The organism is Paenibacillus sp. J53TS2 (assembly GCF_018403305.1).
In the GTDB taxonomy this organism is placed as follows: domain Bacteria; phylum Bacillota; class Bacilli; order Paenibacillales; family Paenibacillaceae; genus Fontibacillus; species Fontibacillus rhizolycopersici.
Map to the genome: position 1 here is coordinate 56,601 of NZ_BOSK01000013.1, position 20,801 is coordinate 77,401.

Here is a 20,801-nt window from a genome sequence, read left to right on the forward strand (position 1 = left end):
GCTTTGTTCGGTGAAACGCAGGAAACTCCATTCCGGGCAAGATAAGATTAGGGTAGGACAAAGGAGTGATCAATCATGGCGATACTCGAAGCCAGCAAAATTCATAAAAGCTATGGCAACAAATTCAATCGTCAGGAAGTGCTGAAAGGGATTGACCTGGGTGTGGAGAAGGGGGAATTCGTCAGTATCATGGGGGCGTCCGGCTCCGGCAAGACGACTTTACTAAACGTGCTTTCTTCCATCGATAAGGTCAGCCTTGGCAGCATCAAAATCGAAGGCAAAGAGTTTACGGGACTAAAGGAGAAAGAGTTGGCTGAATTCCGCAAAACCCATCTCGGCTTTATTTTTCAGGAGTACAATTTGCTGGATACGTTAACGGTCAAAGAAAACGTCCTGCTGCCGCTCTCGATCAAAAACGTCTCCCGTAAAGAGGCAGACCATAAGTTTCAGGAGATAGCCACGGAACTTGGCATCTACGACATCAAGGACAAATACCCGAACGAAATTTCGGGCGGGCAAAAACAGCGAACCTCGGCTGCACGGGCGTTCATCCACGATCCGAGTATTATATTCGCCGATGAGCCGACAGGCGCGCTGGATTCGAAGTCCGCTTCGGATTTGTTGAACAAGCTCAGCGAGCTGAACCGCAAGATCATGGCAACGATCATTATGGTGACCCACGATCCGGTGGCGGCGAGCTATACCAGCCGCGTTGTTTTCATTAAGGATGGACAAATCTATTCGCAGCTAAATAAAGGCGACGAGCCAAGGCAGGCGTTCTTCAACGACATCATCAAGGCTCAGGGCGTTTTGGGCGGGGTGCAGGAATGAGCTTGACCCATCTGATTTACCGCAATCTGAAAAAAAACCTGAAAAACTATTACTTGTACGTGTTCGCCTTGATTTTCAGCGTTGCGTTATACTTCGCATTTGTCACCTTACAGTACGACCCGGCGCTGGACGAAATGAAGGGCTCCGTGAAAGGAGCGGCCGGATTAGCCGCTGCGTCAGTGCTGCTCGTTGCGATCGTCGCTATTTTCTTGCTCTATGCGAATACCATCTTCATCAAACGGAGAAGTAAGGAAATTGGCTTGTTTCAATTAATCGGATTAACGAAAGGAAAGATCTTTGGCATCCTCAGCAGCGAAAACCTGATTCTTTATTTCGGCTCCATGCTGATCGGCATGTTCGTCGGGTTTTCCTGCTCCCGGTTGTTGCTTATGATTCTGTTTCAGATCATTGGCGTGGATGCCGAGGCGACATTGCGATTCTCCCCGCAGGCACTGATACAGACCGTCGTTGTTTTTGCGGCGATCTACCTGTTGATCATGCTGATGAACTATTTGTTCATCAAGCGTCAAAGCATCCTGTCGCTGTTCCGGGTGACGTCTACCACGGAGAACGCTTACCGCAGGATGCCGTTGTCCGAAATCGTCTTCGGTATTCTGGGAATCGGGCTGATCCTTTACGGTTACCGGATATCGGCGGATTTGTTCAGCGGCGACTATACCGGAATGCAGGAGCTGTTTCTCGCGATGATCCTGATATTAGGGTCGGTGATTATCGGAACATACCTGTTTTATAAAGGGTCGGTCAGTTTTATCTTCAACTTGGTGCGTAAAGCGAAGGGGGGGTATCTGTCGCTGAATGAGGTGCTGTCCTTATCCTCAATCATGTTCCGAATGAAATCGAACGCGCTGCTGCTGACGATCATCACGACCGTGTCGGCGCTGGCGATCGGCTTGTTGTCGCTAAGCTACATCTCTTTCTATTCGACGGAAAAATCGGCGGAGCAAACCGTACCGAATCATTTTGCATTGTCAGAGCCTGCGGACGTAGAGGCTTTCAAGCAAGCTTTGAAGACAGCCGGGATCGATACGCGAGAAACCCAGCGCCGTGTGCTCATCGTTGAGGCTGATGTTTCTCAAATCTTTGATACCGTCTTGGAGAAGCAAGAGGGCTCCAATGACGTCACGCTTGCCGTCGTTGACGAACAAGAAGTCGAAGGCGTCGAACTGGATTCGAAGGAAGTACTGTTCGCCGGCTCGAGCAATGCTGTGGAGCAATTTATGGGCTTGCACTCGGAAGGGAAAATCACGTTAAAAGGAAGCTCGGAATCCATCCCGGTCACCGTGATCGATACGAAAAAAGATGCGATCGTATCGCTTCGTTATTCCTCCGGAATGCCGTCTGTGATCCTCGATCATGCCGTATTCGAACGACTGATGCAGGATGCAAAACCGGAACTTCAGCGACCTGACCCGGTCTACTACGGGATCGATGTGGTGAATCCCGATTTGCTGGAGCAAGCGAATCAAATCTATCAAGACAAGAGTTATGAAGAAACGTCGGGTGCATACTCCCAATATCAGATCATCATGGACCAGAAGAGCAATATGGGGTTGATCATGTTTATCGTAGGTTTTCTGGGATTAACCTTCCTCATCACTTCAGGTTGCATTCTGTATTTCAAGCAGATGGGCGAAGGGGAAGAAGAGAAGCCGAGCTACACCATCTTGCGAAAGCTTGGATTTACGCCGGGCAATCTGCTGCGGGGGATTCAATTCAAGCAGGTGTTCAACTTCGGTATCCCGTTGGCCGTTGGCTTGTCGCATAGTTATTTTGCCGTCCGTTCCGGTTGGTTTTTGTTCGGGACGGAGCTCTGGACACCGATGATCCTGGTGATGTTGATCTATACGGCACTTTATTCGATCTTTGGTTTGTTGTCGGTCCTGTTCTATAAGCGTATTATCAAGGAATCGTTATAAAAACCAGGACCCTCCAGACAGGAACAAGGCGGAATCGTCTTTTTAGGACGCTCCCGCCTTGTTTTTTTGAGGGTTATTCTAGGGTTAAGGTTTCTTCGGAAGTCCGTAGGCTTCTCGAATCAGCGTAAAATAGCTATCCGCTAACACGACTTCAAATTCAGGTCCCAGTGCTTGCGTGATCTCTACGACGTCCGATGGTCTCATGCTCCACGCGTTGACCCCAACGGAAACAAACATCGGCGAGTTCCCGTCCCAAGAAGCTTTCGCATCGTTCAAAAGGTTGATTCCATCTCTAGCAGTGGTCGTGCCTTTGAAATAAGAAACGGGTAAATTGCCGTTGACGATTTCTACGTAATTTTGGCTACCGCCTCCAAGGAACAGGCCAGGCACTTTCAAATCTTTCACATAGGATTCCGCTTTGAAACCGGTGAGAGGAACGTCATGATTGTCTTCACGGTTGATGACAAAAGGATATGACATGCCGGATTTCTTCAAGTACGGGTAGGAATCTTTCATGAATGCGGCAAAGCTCTCCTCCGGCCATACCTGCGGACTGAAATACCCGGCTCCTGATGGTCCGGCCACCAGCAGATCGTTCTTCGTCGCGGTGGACTGGTAATAGTCTAGGATCGTAGGGGCCGCATCAACGAGGAGCGGGCTAGCCGTCCAGTTCATGGGCACTTGGCCGCGAGCAGGATCATTCCAAAGATTGCGCATATGATTTTGATCGTATTGTAGATTATCGCCCTCGCCAAACGTGAAGGTCACGTAGATCTTGTTGTTCAGCTTCGGGGTTACCGGCTTGTTAGGCTTTGCCGGCTTCGCTTTTGTCCCCGCCATTACCGTCATATTATGGAACCAGTCGGAAGGCAAGACGTAAACGCCGTGACGTGAAGTCAGGTCGATCCCTGCGACTTCGCCTTCAACATCATTATCGAACCAACCCAAATACGGTGTTCCCGGTTCTACATCCGCTAAGATCCGTTCGAACAACTCCCTTTGCTCAGGCACTCCGCTGGAGAGCCAGAACACCATCGCTTTGTTGGCCACCGCATAATCGCGGAGGTAACCGTACGGCTCCTTTTGCTCCGAGGAGAGCGGCTTTACGTTGCTGGCGGAGACCTTGAATTGGTTCCACATTTCGACGGTAACCGTCAATTGCTGAGTGCCCGCCGGCGGGTTGAACTTGTACACGAAGTAGTTGCCGTTGTCGGCAAAACGGTGGTCCGCGCCCGGCAGAAATTTAGAGCCTTGCCGGTCATACAGATACGCTTCTTCTTCCGGCGTTCCGGTTTCGAAGCGAAGGATCTCCTCGCCGTCTGCCGTAACGCTGATTTCATGAACCGCAGGCCCCCAGCCGTCTTGCGTGAAAGCATCCTGGAAGCGCAGATAGATGGCATCTTCTCCCAGAAACTCGGACAAGTCTAGATCGTACGATCTCCGGTTGCTTGCATCGCGAATTTGTTCCGGTTCAGTAAGAACCGTCTTGAAGGACTCGAAATTGTCCGGAGGAAGCGGGATGGACGTATTTGGGCTGAGTCCGACCAGCATTCGTTTCGTCGTTTGACTCCATAAATGCTCATACTGCCAAGTGTAAGCGTCCATTCGATCTTGGAACTTCCCTTGCAGATCCTCGATCACTTTCAGGCGATAAGGCGCCGCGGTCAGTTCTTTGGCCAGTTCAGGGCTGGCCACGACAGCGTCCTTCAATCCAGCAAGCGTCGTTGCAACATTGATGGAGTCAGGAACGGCCGGATCGTAGACGATCACGCCCTTGACCTCCCGGGCGTAAGCCTTGACGATATCCATCGCGTTATCATGAACGCGATAAGGGACATGAAGATCGTTGATCCAGGGATCTTGCTCATTCTGCTGCACGTAAATTCTCGGTTCCGTGCGGTTGACGATGCCTTGGAGCGTTGTCAGCAGAATTTTGATGTCGCCCGAAGCGTCGTACACTTGCGCCACATCCAAACGTTTGACTTTGGCGAAGGTGGGGAGCTCCTGATCCTTCGGCCAGACGATACCGTTTTTACGGTTTAGATCCGCTTGGCTGGAAGTCTCAGCGGATGCTCCTAACGGCATGGTTAACGTACAAACTAGAGCTAAACTTAACATGATCCATTTGCGAAACATAAATCGTCACCTCTCTTAATGGGAATAGGTAGCGTCGTTGATTTCGTTAAGATCGATGATCCACCTCCTGGCATAGCAATTGGCTGGATTGGAAAGGTTTACATGATATATTTAATATATGTTATTGTATATTTCAATACCTTCGACAAAACTTTGCAGAGATCGATTAAAGCTTTCAGAGTTAGACCAGTTTTCGACTTCAGACACTATCGAAAAGAACTCATTCAAAAAGATAGATGTTTTCCTTTTTGAATATAGCAAATATATCATATGTTGAGCCTGTGAATGAAAATGTTCGATGCCGGAGACGCTATTCAGCGTAAAGGGGGACTATAGGTATGCCAAATCAAAATCAAGATCAAGAACGAATCGAAACGGATGGAGACCCACGCACGATTTATGAAGATACAACCCCGCATACACGTTCTGGATTTATGCCGGAGCAACCGGATGTAACCGCATATGATCCCGACAACGAGGAAGCGGAGCAAGATCAAACGTAATCCTGACAGGGAACAGAGCCCTCTCTCTAGAAGAAGGGGGCCTGTTTTTTGCCATGCTGACTCATTCGTACATTGCATCTGGAATAGAGACGTTTCCGTTCTCAAATGTTGGAAAATTTGATATACTTGGGATGTTCTGTGCTACTAATTTCGGGTAGGTGATTTTATGAAACCGATTACAGTATACGACATCGCCAAGGAAGCCAACGTCTCTGTTGCCACGGTCTCTCGCGTACTTAACAATACGGCTCCCGTCAAAAAGGAGACCCGGGAACGCATTAATGAACTGATCAGCAAATACCAGTTTCAACCCAATGCGCTGGCGCGAAGTTTGTCAAAAAAAGAAACAGGAATGATCGGCATTATTCTCCCGGATATTACAAACCCCTTCTTTCCGGAAGTGTTGTCCGGATTCGATCTGGAAGCGCGTAAGCAAGGGTACACCTATTTCCTTTGCGATACCGTATCAGCCAGTGTAGACAGCGCGGAACAGTATATCCGGGAGTCTCAATATTTGAACGCGCTTGCGGAGAAGCAGGTGGACGGAATTGTGATGATGGGGGGAAGGGTCGATTTAGCCAAACCCGATGGGCAGTTGGTCGAAGAGGTTGTCGAGATCGGCAAAAGGCTACCTGTACTTCTCTTAAATGGTAGGCTGTCCAACTCGGGATTAAACCGAGTGGCAGTGGATGAGAAGCATGGCGCAGAGTTGGCGGCGCAGCACCTGATCGAGCTCGGGCACCGCGACATTGCGATCGTTGGCGGCTACCGGAATATGTCCAACACGGTGCAACGAACGTCAGCGTTTATGAAGAGGATGGCGCAGTCGGGCCTTACAGTGCGCAAAGAGTGGGTTCTCCATGGAGGGTTCTCTGTTGCCAGCGGTACCGCGTTTATGAACCAGTTGTTGGAGTTGGCTAATCGGCCGACCGCGATCTTTTGCCTGAACGACCTGGTGGCGATCGGCGTATTGAAAGCAGCCGTCAAAGCGGGACTTAGAGTCCCCGAGGATCTGTCGATTATCGGTTATGATGATATCCCATTTGCATCCAACAGCATTCCGGAGCTCACGACCGTTTCGCTTCGAACCCATGAACTGGGGCGGACGGCGGGGGAAGTGCTGCACCAAATGATCACGAAGTCCAAGGTAAACAAAACCACCTGGCTTAAGCCGGAGCTGATCATTCGGGAATCTACCATGCCTCTTAACAAAAGTTAGGAGCTTCGGCCCGATTGTGGCAAAAAAAGGATTGACAACGCAAATCTTGCTAAGCTAGAATAACTGCGAAAGCCCTTACATTTACTCCAAGTACCTGCACTTCTTCTACACACCCTCCTATGTGACAATTCACTTTACTACATTCACCAACGATTTCTGATGACCAGTACTTCATCTCAAGCATCTGACAGAACGACGTGAAGAGTGATTCAACCCAAAAATGAAACCCGTTTCATTCATTTTGCGTTAACCAAAATGTAACGGGTTTCATGAAATGGGATTCATTAAAAAATTTAATATTACAGACGCTGGGAGTGGTCCGCTATGAATACGCGTGTCGAGTCCGAATCTGTAGTGAGTTTATCCGGCCAAGCGGTCAGCATTCATGGTGAAAGCGTGATTCTGCTTTGCGCCTCGCTTTTTTATTTCCGGGTTCCTTCGGAATTGTGGAAAGAGCGCTTGGATCAGGTTAAGGAAGCTGGCTATAACTGTATCGACGTCTACTTCCCGTGGAATTTCCACGAACCCCAAGAGGGGAAGTGGGACTTCAACGGGATGCGGGATGCGGAGAAATTCCTACAACTGGCAAGCGAAGCGGGGTTATGGGTCGTCGCCCGTCCAGGCCCTTACATTTGTTCGGAGTGGGACGGAGGTGCTTTACCTTCGTATCTTTACGCCAAAGAGCCCTTTGTGCGCATCAGGAACAACGATCCCGCCTATTTGCAGCATGTGGCTAGATGGTATGCACAGATCCTACCGATTCTTAGGCGTCATGAAGTCACGAGCGGAGGGAGTGTCATCCTCGTTCAACTGGAGAATGAGCTGGACTTCTACGGTTGCTCCGATCCCTCAGGATATATGGCGGCCCTCCGCGACATGGCAGTCGCTCATGGATTATCCGTTCCGCTCATCGCTTGTGCGGGTCAAGGCGGCCTGTTGCAGGCGTCTGGATTAACAGATGGCGTTGTACCGACTTGTAATTTTTACCCCGATGACCAGGATCCCCATTTTGAAAAGAAAGTGCTACATTATCGACATGTACTTCACGGGATGAATTATCCACTGCTTGTCACCGAAACGAACCGAAGTCATTACCTGCTCCGCAGGCTGCTGTCAACCGGAACCAAGCTGCTGGGACCATACCTTCAGGTGTCAGGCACGAACTTTGGCTTCACGAATGCCATTAATAACTGGGGCAAGCCGCTGGCTTTCCTGACGTCGGATTATGACTTCGGGGGTATGATTTCGCCGGAAGGCCATCTTCGCGCAGAAGCCCAGGAGGCGAAGCTTCTTGCCAGATTAATTCGTGCCTATGGCAGAGCGATTGCGGAAGCCGAACCGGATTCCGGTGGTACATGGTCTGTTCAAGGAGAAACGGAGGGGGTGTTTGGTCCATATGTGCTGCGTCTACAAGGCGGTGGGGAGCTGATTTTTGTTACTAACGGTGAAGACCGTGCCAAGCAAATCAATTTGCTAGGGGACATGGGAGCCCACGCCTCATCAACTGGCGCTTTGACTTTGTCTGCATCAAGATCCCTGGCGCTTCCGGTAAATGTTCCGTTGTCCCTTTGGGGAATGCCGGGACAGCTCATCTTCTCCACGGCGGAGCTTTATATGGCGGGACAACAGAATGATGGCACCGTACTGGCGTTTCACACGGAAGGAAATCACGGAAGGATCGCTTTAGCCATCGAAGCGGTATATGCGCCGTTAGCGCAGGGAATGCAAGTTATCAGGCGCGAGGGACATATAGAATTGCTTCTTACTGGCGAAGAAACAGCGTATTGCCGGTTTGAACTGAAGGATGGACGACGGTTCACGGTGATTGTCACAAATCGATTGAAAGCGCTTCATACCGAGACGATCAACCTGGACGGCACGATGACGGCTTCTATGTTTCAACCAAAGTTGAACAACTCCGACCCGTCGCCAGCTCTAGAGTGGCAGTTTGTTTCAGGGGAAGGATGGAAACCGCCATTGCAGGCGGTATCGGCGTTAACGGATGAGGCGAAGCTTGATTTTCTGGAACGGCTGGGCATCTATCGCGGATACGCTTGGTATGAGGCCAACGTTAACCTGATTAACGCGGATGACCAGCTTCGGGGACTTCTTATCCGACAAGCCAGCGATGTTGTCTCGTTGTATGCCGACGGGACTTACCTCGGAACCTTGACTCCTGGAGGAGCCAGCGTGTTTGTTCCTGTTGACGGACGAGATGCCAAGAAGATTCAAGCACGCGTAGAAATTTGGGGGCACAGTAACTTTAATGATCTCCGGCTTCCCGCCCTCTGCCTACCTTCCTTGAAGGGGATAGGAGGCGTTACAGCGATCACGGCCATTCACGACATAACTGCGAACTGGAGCGTGAATCCAAGTGGCGAACGCTTGTCGCCAAGTGCCGCGACTAAGATAGATGAAGCGCTTTGGCCGGTGGTCGGCTTTGGAAGCTGGTTATCCGCGGATCACCCGTCACAACAAGTGTTTCGCAAGAAGTTTGTACCCACAGCTAAACCATCGGCGTGGATCCTGCACTTTCGGAATTTGCAAGGCTACGCGCAGCTTTGGGTAAATGGCGTCGAGGTGGGTTCCATCCATCCGATGGATGCTTTTATCGATCTAAAGCCCTATGTCACCCCAGGCCAAGAGCTACAGCTGGAAGTCCATCTGCTGCGAACGATGGGGCAGCCTGGCGGTGAAGTGGTGATTTATGAAGGTGTCGAGGCTTCGACGTTCACGGTTGCTGCGGCGGAGGAAGCCGAGCTGAAGGCAGAAGCGGACCATAGGATTGCTTCTGCCGCTCCAGGGCATTTGCCGCTGAGTCTTGACTCTGGAAAGACAGGTTGGTTGTTCGCCGCAATCAACAATTCCGCTCAAGGCAAAGGGTGGAGGGTACGTGCGGCAGGCTCTGGTTTAAAGCTTACCGTGTTTATGGATGAGCGGATCGTCGGCCGGCTTTGGTTGCCTGGAGGGACGGGAAGGCCAACGATGACCGGCGGAAGCATGAATTCGTTTTACTTGCCGGGACCTTGGTTTCATGACAACCAGGCGCAGCTGTCCATCTATCTCGAGGCGGCAGATGAACAGGCTCCAGGCAAATTGGAGAGCCTTGAGGTTATTTCCGTATAGAAGGGAGGATGCATATGGAGATCACGACGCCTACAAAGGTGCGCAAACGGCCGCCGCAATTGCACAGGGCCCAGAACGGCCGATTCAGACGGTTTTGGAACAATAAGACCCTGCTGCTCATGTGTCTGCCTGCCATCATCTTCTTTATCATTTTCGCCTATTTACCGATGCCCGGCTTATATTTAGCCTTCATCAAGTACAACTACACGGATGGGATTTTCAAGAGTCCGTTCGTGGGCTTTGATAACTTCCGATTCCTGGTCATGACGGGCGATTTGTGGCGACTGACTTTTAACACGGTGGTTTATAACCTGGCTTTTATCCTGCTTGGGAACGTATTGCAAATCATCGTCGCCGTATTTCTGAACGAAATTCGCCTCAAATGGTTCAAAAAGCTGACCCAAACCTTGATGTTCTTGCCGCATTTCATCTCAGCGGTCCTGATTGGCTTGATCGCTTACAATGTGCTGAGCTATGACTATGGCCTGCTCAACAGCATCCTGACCTCGCTGGGATTCGATCCGGTGAAGACGTATTCGAACGCCGGGATCTGGCCGTTTATCATCGTGCTGACTTATTTATGGCAATCGACCGGTTATGGATCCATCGTGTATTTCGCGGCGATCATGGGTCTCGATAACGAGATTATCGAAGCCGCAGAAATCGATGGGGCAGGCGCGTTCCAACGAATCCGTTATATCGTGCTCCCCTGGCTGAAGCCAACCTTTATCATCCTTCTTCTGTTCTCGCTTGGCGGTATTCTGCGCGGGAATTTCGGGTTGTTCTTCAACCTAGTTGGAGCAAACAATACGGCCCTGTACGCGACGACGGATATCATTGAAACCTACGTGTTCCGCGCCCTCATGACGAATTTCAATTTCTCGATCGGCAGCGCCGTCAGCCTGTATCAATCCGTCTTCGGATTTATCGTGGTCATGACCGCCAACTGGCTAGTCAAGAAGGTTTCGCCTGACAACTCACTATTCTAGGAGGTGCAAGGTATGGATGACGCTTATGAAGCCCGGAGCATCCGCACAGATCTAGGCGGCATCATCGTCAAAATCGTAGGCTACTTGTTTATCGGCTTCTTCTCCCTATGCTGCTTATTGCCCTTTCTGCTTGTCCTTGGCACATCCTTTACGTCGGAGTCCGCGATCAAACGATTTGGATTCAATTTCTGGCCCCGAGAGTTCAGCGCCTTCTCCTATAAAATCGTCTTCGAAAATCCGGACCTCATCGTCGGCTCCTATCTCGTGACGATCGGCATCACGGTTTGCGGTACCGCGCTGGGGCTGTTCCTGGTGGCGATGACTGGTTACGCGCTGCAGCGGCCCGATTTTGCCTATCGAAACCGCATTTCCTTCTTTATCTACTTTACGACGTTGTTCACCGGCGGTCTGGTTCCGTTCTATCTACTCGTGACGCAGTATTTGAGCCTGAAGGACAATTACTTGGCCGTCTTACTGCCCGGCTTGCTAAGTCCTTTCCTCATTATTATGATGAAAAGCTTCGTCCGCTCCATTCCTCACGCCATCACCGAATCCGCCAAAATCGACGGGGCCGGGGATTTCACGATTTTCATCCGTCTCATCCTGCCTATGACAACTCCCGCACTCGCTACGATAGGTTTATTTATCGCACTAGGGTATTGGAACGAATGGTATAACTCGATGTTGTTCTTATCGCCGGACATGAAGTACCGTCCGCTGCAGCTGTTCTTGTATAACGTCATCACCAGCGCGGACTTTATCCGTAATTCAGCGGCGGCTTCGAACGTGGAGTTGCGGGATGTTCCGCTCGAATCCATGAAGATGGCGACGGCCATCGTTGCGACGGGCCCGGTGATTTTATTCTATCCGTTTGTACAGCGCTACTTCATCAAGGGGATCACCGTCGGCGCTGTAAAAGGCTGAGGCTTCACAATTTGATATAGAAGAGGGAGGTTGGTACGAATGATTCGATGGAAGCAAACTTCAATTTGGGTGATGGTAAGCTTGTTGGTGCTGCTGCTCGCGTCCTGCGGCGGCGGTTCAAACGGCAACAACGGGGCTAGCGGAGATACGGCGAATAATGGAGGAAACAAGTCGAATGCCAGTCAGGAGACGGACAGTGGGGTGGATACGTCCAAATTCGTGAAGATTAGCTATCTCGTGTTGGGTGACAAACCGAAGAATGGCCAATTCGAGAAAGTCCTTACGGAAGTCAACAAAATCATGAAAGAAAAAATCAACGCCGAGCTGGAGTGGAAATGGATCGAATGGGCGGATTGGCAGACCAAATACAATCTGGCGTTAGCCTCCGGCGAACCGATTGATCTGATTACGATCGGAACAGATTGGCTGGACACCTGGGGGAATGCGCAGCGCGGCGCTTTCATGAATCTGGATGAGCTTCTCCCGAAATACGCACCGGAAACGTGGAACTCTATTCCGAAGGAGGACTGGGACGAGAGCAAATATAACGGCAAAATCGTCTTGATCCCGGAGAACGATTATACGCAGTGGGTCAACCATGGCTTCTTCTACCGCGGCGATTGGGCGAAGGAAGCCGGTATGACCGAACCGATTAAGGATTGGGAGGGAATTGAGAAATACCTGCGGTACATTAAGGACAATAAACCGGACGTGATTCCGTGGGACGCGGCGTCCGGAGCCCAAACCTGGGGCGGATTCGTGCAATCGTATACGGATGAGCTGGAGCTTCCGATCTCTACCGGCTTCATGCCCGTATTTACGGCGAAATCGTTCGAAGAGAAATTTACCGCGACCAGCCCGGTGTTCGAGGACGTTTTCCTGAAATATGCCACCATGATGAAAAGCTGGGCGGATCAAGGCTTCTGGCGCGAAGACGCCCTGAACAACAAGAACAACAACCGCGATGCGTTGAAAGCGGGCTTGTCGGGACTCGACCAGCACCATACGCAGACGTTCTCGGGACTTCGCGTAGAGATGGATAAAGCGCAACCCGGGTCGGAGCTGCAGATGTTTCCGTTCTCCCGGACGCGAGGCACGAACCTAATGGAGCTGTCGATCACGCATGGCGGCACGTCCCTCGGGGCTCACAGCAAAAACCCGGAACGTGCGCTAATGGCTTATGATCTGATCCGTAACAATGAAGAAATCTATCATTTGATTAACTATGGGCTTGAAGGCGTGCAATATGTGATCAAGGACGGAAAACGTGCACGTCCGGAAGGTTACGACGACGCGAGAGACAATTTCTATGCGGATTTCTGGGGCGGTCGGGTCGACAAATTTGAAATTCCTAGTGAAACGACATGGGATCAGATCAAAGAAACGTTGTATGCCGAATACGACAAAATCAAGAAGCCTTACGTGTATGGACAATTTGTCTTCGATAAAACGCCGGTGGAAGCTGAATTGACAGCCGTTTCGCAGGTCACCGGGGAGCTAGGTCCGGCCATCGTGATGGGGAAAGCCGGAGATCCGGCGCAAGCGGTAGAGGAGTTCCGAAGCAAGTTAAAACAGGCCGGTTACGACAAGGTGTTAGCTGAACTGCAAAAACAGCTGGATGCCTATAAAGCTCAACTGGGCGAATAAGGTCTTGTTAGAAAAAAGAGTGCGGACTCGCGAATTCGCGAGTCCGTTATTTTGGGGAGACGGACTTTATCGAAGGCCCTGACTACTCAGTTTTTGCTCCCCGTCCGATCTTCCGGCATGGTATGATCTTTATCGGAGGGACTGCCATGCACGAAATGAACGAGAATCATATATTGCTCTTATCCAAAATCAATAAGCCTGGAAAAATCCAGGCGCCAGTGCCGCGTCCCCGGCTAATCGACCGGCTAAACGAAGGACTGGGCGGTAGGGCGACCTTGATCTCGGCTCCGGCAGGATATGGGAAAACGACTTTGCTCGGCGAATGGGCCAATCAATTGCATCGTCCGGTAGCTTGGCTGTCGCTGGATGATAAAGATAATGATTTGATCCGCTTTTGGCACTATGTTACGGCTGCGATCGAGGGGGCGGTGGGCCGGTTATCCGACGCGTTTCATGCGTCGTTTGCTATGCTGAGTCCCGGCCAATATGAACCGATGGTCATCGCGTTACTTAATGAGCTTAACGACTTGGCTCAGCCGCATGCCTTGATCCTGGACGATTGGCACGTGATTCAAGACCCGGATATTCTGACTTCCGTCGCATTCATGCTGGAATATCTGCCTCAAACGATACATCTCACTTTCGCTGCCCGGCATGATAACGACTTTATCAAGGCCCGGTGGATCAGCCGAGGTTGGGTATCGCAGATTCATGACGTGCACATGCGGTTTGATAGGCCGGAAACGGACGCGTTTTTTCGACTGGCTGCGCACAGGGAGTTGAATCACGATCAGATCGAACATGTTCTTCTGCAAACCGAAGGATGGGTAACGGGGATTAAGTTAATTGCCTTGTCCTGGCGTCATGACGAAGGGCTCCGGGCACTGAAATTGCCGTCTTTTGAACGCAGCGGGGTGGAGGATTATTTATTCCAAGAAGTGTTCGACGCACTGGACGAGCCCATCCAACAATTTCTGCTCGATGTTTCCGTGCTGCAGCGATTGCACGGCTCTCTATGCCAAGCGGTTGCTGGAGAAGACGGGGCGGAAAGGCTCGATGAGGTTGTCCGGCTGAACCTGTTTTTGCTTCCGCTGGACGACGCTCGGCAGTGGTATCAATTCCATCGTTTGTTTGGTGATTTCTTGCGCAAGGAGGAGGAGCGTCGGCGACCCGGGAATGCCGCTATTCTTCTGCGCATGGCGGCGGAATGGTGCGAATCACGAGAACTGCTGGAAGAAGCGGTGGATTATTACTTAGCCGGAGCTTGCTACAAAGAAGCCATTCGACTTCTCGAGCAAATGAGGAGCGTCCTCATTCGCCGAGAGTTTTCAACGATGAAGTCCTGGTTGTCAGCCATTCCCGAAGATCTGTTGTTGCTCCATCCGTATCTTTATTTCTCCTACACGCATTCCCTGTTATGGTCGCAGGACGTCGACCTTGCGGAAACGTATCTGCGCCGAGCGGAGCAGCATGACGAAGAGATCGGGGGCAACTGGGAACCGGCGGAGAGAAATCGCTATTTGGGTTATCTGTATTACGTCAGGAATTTTAAGGCTACCCAATACGAAATGGATATGGTGAAGGGGCTGAAATATATTCAGCTTTCCTTGCAGTATAGTCCGGAGGGAACGGATCTGATTTTTGCCTCCCCCTTGATGCCGCTGTTGCCTTCCGTATTCCGTTCATATAACGGGAAGCGGGGGCTTCATTTGCCTCGCGGGTTAGCCGACGGTTTCTTCTTGAGCATGATCGACTTCATGGGAAGAATGGGTTTGCAGGATTCGGTGGTCGTCTGCTATGGGGAACTGTTGTATGAACGCAATGAGTTGGAACAGGCGGAAATTTATTTGAAAAGGGGTTTGCAGGGACAAAGCCAAGCGCATTATCAACCAGAAAAAGTATACGTCCCCGCTTCGTTATTCCTGTCTCGAATCCATCAAGCGAGACGAGATACGGAACAGGCCGAGGGCTGGATCAATGATGCGATCCGGCGAGCCGTTGAGGGTGGTGCCAACGAAGCTCTCGTCTTACTGGATACGGAGCGGGCAGCGATGCGCCTGCGTCAGGGAGACTTAAGCCAGGCGCTGGAATGGCAGGAGCACTACGGCCTTTCGGCAGATGATCCGGTGTCTGTCCATCAGTTGTTCCCTTATACGTTCCTGGTTCGGCTGTTGAGCGAAACGGGGCGGTTAGACGAAGCGTGGCGTTTATCCGAAAGGTTGCTGTCGATCGCCGTGAGAGGCCACCGGCCGATGGATGCGCTGGATCTCGAAACGCTGCAGGCGATCATTTTACAATTGGCGGGAAAACCGCAGGAAGCACTGCTCAAATTGGAAACGGCGCTTAAGCTGGCGAAGCCGGACGATTACATCCGGGTGTTCACGGACAAGGGCCAACGTTTATCCGATTTGCTTGCCGAATACATTGAGCAGCGACAAAAGGGGAACCTGCGCGATGACAACGCCCCGCCGCTTGAGTATGTACGCAGAGTATGGTCAAGCTTTGATCGACCGGCGAAGGGGGCTGCTGCATCCTCGAAAGGCTTAGAGACGTTACTCACGCCGCGAGAACTTACGATCTTTCGCTGCATGGAGGAAGGGATGGATAATCCAACGATTGTAGAAGCATTAGGCATCGGTATGGGGACGCTTAAAGCTCACATTAACCGGATTTACGGCAAGCTGCAGGTGAAAAATCGCGTGGAAGCGATCAAACGGGGGAAAGAAATCGAAGGCTGAACCGGCGTGGTCTCTAAGAGTCGCACGTCCGGCTCAGCCTTTTTTTTCTAAGATGAAGATCAGATGGCTTATTTCTTTAGGAGATTGATGTGATCCAGGTCCGTGCTGCTATTAAATATGAATTCGAGTTTGTAATCGCCGCGGATATAGGTCAGTTTGGTCTGCTTGGCGTTGCCGTTCTTGATCGTGCTGCTTGCGTCCGGTGCAAACCAGTTTTGCTTCAGCATTTTCATGGTAATGCCGCCGATATTGGTTTGGCGTTCCACGTTGGTGCCGAAGTAGCGCATTTCCTGAATCTTATCTTTTGCATAGGAAAAAGCGTAACCCGGATTGCCCATGTTTGCGCTGTACAAGTCAAATGCCAAGCTTCCTTTGCCGGCGATAGAAGGCTCGCCGATCAGCTTGATCACGTCTTTCTTGCTGCTTTTGCCAACCGTCAAACCGGCGACGGCTCCAGGGAACTGCCCTTTTAATGCCGGTTTATAGAAGCTGTTTAAGGTATCTAAGGCATGCGTGGCGGCTTCCTTCTGGATCTGGGCAGCTGTGGGCTTCGGTGACTGCGCCTTAACGACACTGCTGGATGTAGCCCATGTGCTAATGCCAAGGATTCCGGCTGCGAGGAGTGCAATAACAGCTTTACTACTGATCATTTTAAGGTTCATATTCAAGCTCCTTCTCTACCCTATGAAATGGAATGGGTTATGACGACGATGATCTACATTCCATATGATAGGGGAAACCGCAGGAGAACAAGTGTCGAATTCGTTAAATAGAAATTTCAATTTCGCAAGAAAATGGATTTACATTTTTCAAAATGAAGCATATACTAATGCTATAAAGTTGCACTAAGGAAACATTAATGGATATAGACAACATTGGATGGTTTAAGGGAGGGATAGTCAAGATGGAACAAAGTGTTGCGCATCAAACCACTCCAGTCACATCAAGAGGATTGGATCACAAATCGTCTGCGCATGCCGCACTGGATGGCAGAACGAAAGGATTGAAACGACTGCTGCCGTTTCTTGGACCTGCGTTCATCGCGGCGGTTGCTTATATTGATCCGGGTAATTTCGCGACGAATATTACCGCGGGATCCAAATACGGGTATCTTCTGTTATGGGTGATTTTTGCTTCCAATTTAATGGCGGTGCTCATTCAATCGTTATCGGCCAAACTGGGGATCGCCACTGGCAAGAACCTGCCCGAGGTTGCTCGTGAGCGGTTTCCGAAGGGGGTATCGATCTTCCTGTGGATCCAGAGCGAACTGGTCATTATCGCTACGGATTTGGCCGAATTTATCGGAGCGGCATTAGGATTATATCTGTTGTTTGGCATACCGATGCTGCCGGCTGCGGTTATTACCGCGATTGGTTCCTTCGCGATTCTGGAACTGCAGCGGAGGGGATATCGTGCGCTGGAAGCGGGAATCGCTGCGATGGTGCTAATCGTGGTATTGGCCTTTGCTTTTCAGGTGATTGCGGCGAATCCGGATTTCGGTGCGGTTGGAACAGGCATGATTACTCCGCGATTTGACGGGGTGGATAGCATATTGCTGGCTGCCGGTATTTTAGGGGCCACGGTAATGCCACATGCGATCTACTTGCATTCTTCGTTGACGCAAAACCGTATTGTCGGCCGTAATGAAGCTGAGAAGAAGAGAATATTCAAATTGGAATTTGTCGATATCGTGTTGGCCATGTTGATTGCCGGGGCGGTGAATATGGCGATGGTGATCGTATCCGCAGGACTGCTCTTTAAGAATGGGCTGGTGGTGGAGGATCTAGACGTTGCTTTCCACCAATTTGGAACGATAGCCGGACCCGTCACTGCCGTCTCCTTCGGGCTTGGCTTGCTGATTGCCGGCCTGTCGAGTTCTTCGGTAGGTACGATGGCAGGGGATGTCGTGATGCAAGGTTTCATCAACAAACGAATCAACCTGTACGTTCGGCGGGCCATTACGACCATTCCGCCGCTCGCCATCATTATTTCGGGCGTCAATCCGACAAGTGCGTTGGTCATGAGCCAAGTGATTCTATCGTTTGGCATTGCCTTTGCCTTGATTCCTTTGATCTTGTTCACTTCGAATCGCAAAATCATGGGAAGCCTGGCGAATCACCGGATTACCACGACGTTAGGTTGGATCATCTCCGCCTTGGTGGTCGGCCTGAATCTGTTCTTGATCGTTCAAATGCTGTTTTGATGTCGTGCAGACCCTGAAAATGGTTTTGAAGTGGACCACCATTTCCGCTGAAGCGGGGATGGGGTCCTTTTTTATTTATTAATATGACATGCTGTTGTCAATATATAGGGCTTATGATGGAATCGTTAACAAGACATTCAGGTGAGGATCGGAGAGATAAAGGATGAACATGAATCAGGAGATTTTCGCATTTAAGCGGTTTTGCGAATGGCTCAACCTGTTGAACAACGTCGATTCAAAATTCTGGCTGAAGCCCGTGGCAAGAGGAAAGTGGTCTTCTGCCGAGATCGTATCCCACCTCATGAACTGGGATCGGTTTATTCAAGACTCGGTTATTCCCGCTGTAAGGCAGGGTCAAATGATTCGCTTCCCCGACGAGGACAGCTATAACCAACTTGCGGCGGATTACGCGAGATCAGGTATTTCACAATCTGAATTGATCAAGGAAACCATTCGGGAGAGGGAGCGGGTCGTTGCCGAACTCTTGGCGCTGCCGGAAGAGATTTACCAACTGAAAACGAACTATTCGTTAGCCTTTCTAATCCCCGAATTTGTAGGGCATGATGAACATCATAAAGGCCAAATCGAGCGGTTTCTCAGAAGCGAAGGGATCCTCCTCGTATAAACAAAAACAAACGTCTCATCAACCGCCGAGAAAGCATGAGCTTCATCATCGTTAAGAAGGTCAATCGCAAAAAAACAAAGAGAACAGCCCTCAGGTTGTTCTCTTTCGTTGTCTGGTTTTAGAAGCACGTGAACGAGCGAATCTGATTCAAATCGATGCCGAAGTACCCCCAGAAGAACCCAAACCATCGGAACCCTGCAATGGAATTCCGCCCGACGAAAACCGGGAAGAACCAGAATTGCTCGCCGTTGTTCAGCCAAACGTAGGTGTTGCGAAACAGGCAACGTCTGATCCCGCCGGGATCGATAGCAAAGGTGCCGACCTGCATTTGCGGTACGAATTGCGGGGGTGGCGACGTTGGCGCTTGAACGCCTCCTGGTGAACCTCCCGGCCCTCCGCCTGGAAACCCTCCAGGCCCCCCTCCCGGAAATCCGGGCCCTCCCGGTACGCCGGGCCCGCCTGGAAATCCCGGAAATCCTCCGCCGGGTCCTGGTGATGGAAAAAATCCCATATGTGATCGCTCCTTTTTTCGATGAATAGGCATTATCATCATATGCATTCGCGGAGAGAGCGGTTGGGCGGATGTCTATATACACCTCACGATTTCGGATTCTCATTATTGGACGCAATTTAGCAGAGGCAAGTTCCTCTTAGGAGCTGGATTTTTCCGGTAGAGCGAAAAAGTACTTCATCATTGGCGGAGTAACGATCGTTGTTACCAACACGACTAGCACGATCACGGCAAACAGGTCGTCTTGGAGTAGACCGGCATCCTGACCGATGGCGGCGATGATTAAAGCAACCTCTCCACGCGAAACCATAGCCGATCCGATCCCTAATGCGCTGCGCCAGCCGAATCCGGCCAATCGAGCTCCATAAGCTGAACCTACGAGCTTGGTGGCGATGGCCAGCAAGCTTAAACCAATGATTAAAGGAATCTGGGAGGCCAGCCCGGTGAAATCGACCTTCACGCCGATTGTGGTAAAGAATACGGGGACGAAGACCGCATAACCAATCGTTTCGATCTTCTCGGTCACTTCATGCTTGTAATCCGTCAGACTGAGAGCGACACCCGCGATATAAGCACCGATAATGGCTGCGACGCCGGCATATTCGGCCATGTAAGCATACAGGAAGCAGATGATTAATCCCGCCGAGATCACCGATTCGGATACCCGTAGCGGAGCAAATTTGCGCATGACCCACGGAACGACTTTCCAACTCAAAACGATGACGACCGCAAAAAATATAAACTTCTTCAAGATGACCAAACCTAGGTTGACGTCCCCGCCCGCAAAACTCATGACGAAGGCCAACAGGATGATGACGAGGACGTCATCAATGACGGCCGCCCCGAGAATGGTTGTGCCTTCTCTGGATTTCAGCCGGCCCATTTCCTTTAATGCTTGTACAGAAATGCTAACGCTTGTTGCCGAGAGCAGCAGCCCGAGAAAAATTGCTTCAAAAAGGGGCATGCCCAACAGTATGGCCGCCAAATAACCAAATCCGAAGGGGAGAGCGATCCCTGCGAGTCCTACGTAAGTCGAGGCTTTCCCAGTCCGTTTAAACTCGTCGACATCCGTTTCAAGACCTGCGAGGAACATTAATAAAATCACGCCGATTTGGCTGATCTCTTCCAGTACTTCGGTTTCGTTAATCCAGCCCAGAAGGGCAGGCCCCAGGACAATCCCGATCAACAATTTACCTAAAACCGCCGGTTGTTTCAGCCGTACACTTAATTCTCCCGCTAGTTTGGAAGCAATCAAAATAATGGCCAGTTCTAAAATCAACATCTTATCATCCTCCGTTTGCTGTTAATTTGCGGAATTTGCAAAAAATAAATACAAAAAGAGCCTGCAACCACGGGCGGAATATACCGATAAACGGCATAGTCCACCCTTGGTGACAGGCTCCTCCGGGCAA

At 50.7% G+C, this 20,801-nt stretch carries 15 protein-coding genes; 11 read left to right on the forward strand and 4 right to left on the reverse strand.

Going from position 1 to position 20,801, the window contains the following annotated elements:
* The first annotated feature begins 75 nt into the window (after positions 1–75).
* Together KJS42_RS20790 and KJS42_RS20795 are read left to right on the forward strand one after the other, a co-directional pair.
* On the forward strand, positions 76–831 hold the full coding sequence (locus tag KJS42_RS20790; RefSeq protein ID WP_155606022.1) for an ABC transporter ATP-binding protein: 756 nt from the start codon (positions 76–78) through the stop codon (positions 829–831).
* On the forward strand, positions 828–2,768 hold the full coding sequence (locus KJS42_RS20795) for an FtsX-like permease family protein (protein ID WP_213624006.1): 1,941 nt from the start codon (positions 828–830) through the stop codon (positions 2,766–2,768). The genes KJS42_RS20790 and KJS42_RS20795 overlap by 4 nt, the downstream gene beginning before the upstream one ends.
* A gap of 84 nt (positions 2,769–2,852) precedes the next feature.
* Here KJS42_RS20795 and KJS42_RS20800 read toward each other — a convergent pair whose 3' ends face one another.
* Positions 2,853–4,904, reverse strand: coding sequence for a GxGYxYP domain-containing protein (locus KJS42_RS20800; protein ID WP_213624007.1), 2,052 nt, complete (start codon positions 4,902–4,904; stop codon positions 2,853–2,855).
* Between the two features lie 338 nt (positions 4,905–5,242).
* On the opposite strand from KJS42_RS20800, the gene KJS42_RS20805 reads away from it, so the two are divergent.
* The 7 genes from KJS42_RS20805 to KJS42_RS20835 all read left to right on the forward strand — a co-directional run bounded on the left by KJS42_RS20805 (position 5,243) and on the right by KJS42_RS20835 (position 16,050).
* A complete protein-coding gene (locus tag KJS42_RS20805; protein ID WP_193418493.1) occupies positions 5,243–5,407 on the forward strand; it encodes a hypothetical protein in 165 nt (54 codons plus the stop codon).
* Between the two features lie 166 nt (positions 5,408–5,573).
* Complete coding sequence (locus KJS42_RS20810; protein WP_155606018.1) at positions 5,574–6,626, forward strand: LacI family DNA-binding transcriptional regulator; 1,053 nt, start codon at positions 5,574–5,576, stop codon at positions 6,624–6,626.
* Between the two features lie 324 nt (positions 6,627–6,950).
* Positions 6,951–9,752 carry a beta-galactosidase gene (locus tag KJS42_RS20815; protein ID WP_213624008.1) on the forward strand — a complete coding sequence of 934 codons (2,802 nt, stop codon included), beginning with the start codon at positions 6,951–6,953 and terminating at the stop codon, positions 9,750–9,752.
* A 14-nt stretch (positions 9,753–9,766) separates the two neighbouring features.
* The gene (locus tag KJS42_RS20820; RefSeq protein ID WP_155606016.1) at positions 9,767–10,741 is read left to right on the forward strand and encodes an ABC transporter permease; all 975 of its coding nucleotides are present in this window, start codon (positions 9,767–9,769) and stop codon (positions 10,739–10,741) included.
* 12 nt (positions 10,742–10,753) lie between these two features.
* Positions 10,754–11,665: a carbohydrate ABC transporter permease gene (locus KJS42_RS20825; protein WP_193418487.1), complete on the forward strand. Its 912-nt coding sequence runs from the start codon at positions 10,754–10,756 to the stop codon at positions 11,663–11,665.
* A gap of 39 nt (positions 11,666–11,704) precedes the next feature.
* Positions 11,705–13,312 carry a DUF3502 domain-containing protein gene (locus KJS42_RS20830; RefSeq protein ID WP_213624009.1) on the forward strand — a complete coding sequence of 536 codons (1,608 nt, stop codon included), beginning with the start codon at positions 11,705–11,707 and terminating at the stop codon, positions 13,310–13,312.
* 146 nt (positions 13,313–13,458) lie between these two features.
* Entirely contained in the window at positions 13,459–16,050 is a 2,592-nt protein-coding gene (locus KJS42_RS20835; RefSeq protein WP_213624010.1) for a winged helix-turn-helix domain-containing protein, read from the forward strand.
* A 68-nt stretch (positions 16,051–16,118) separates the two neighbouring features.
* Here KJS42_RS20835 and KJS42_RS20840 read toward each other — a convergent pair whose 3' ends face one another.
* Positions 16,119–16,712 carry a YjgB family protein gene (locus KJS42_RS20840; protein ID WP_213624011.1) on the reverse strand — a complete coding sequence of 198 codons (594 nt, stop codon included), beginning with the start codon at positions 16,710–16,712 and terminating at the stop codon, positions 16,119–16,121.
* A gap of 242 nt (positions 16,713–16,954) precedes the next feature.
* Between KJS42_RS20840 and KJS42_RS20845 the strand changes: the two genes are divergently transcribed.
* Positions 16,955–18,253, forward strand: a complete 1,299-nt coding sequence (locus KJS42_RS20845; RefSeq protein WP_239483821.1) for an Nramp family divalent metal transporter — start codon at positions 16,955–16,957, stop codon at positions 18,251–18,253.
* A 163-nt stretch (positions 18,254–18,416) separates the two neighbouring features.
* Positions 18,417–18,878, forward strand: a complete 462-nt coding sequence (locus tag KJS42_RS20850) for a DinB family protein (RefSeq protein ID WP_193416286.1) — start codon at positions 18,417–18,419, stop codon at positions 18,876–18,878.
* 118 nt (positions 18,879–18,996) lie between these two features.
* Here KJS42_RS20850 and KJS42_RS20855 read toward each other — a convergent pair whose 3' ends face one another.
* Positions 18,997–19,389, reverse strand: a complete 393-nt coding sequence (locus tag KJS42_RS20855; RefSeq protein WP_213624012.1) for a collagen-like protein — start codon at positions 19,387–19,389, stop codon at positions 18,997–18,999.
* A 139-nt stretch (positions 19,390–19,528) separates the two neighbouring features.
* Positions 19,529–20,671, reverse strand: a complete 1,143-nt coding sequence (locus KJS42_RS20860) for a cation:proton antiporter (protein WP_213624013.1) — start codon at positions 20,669–20,671, stop codon at positions 19,529–19,531.
* Between the last annotated feature and the right edge of the window lie 130 nt (positions 20,672–20,801).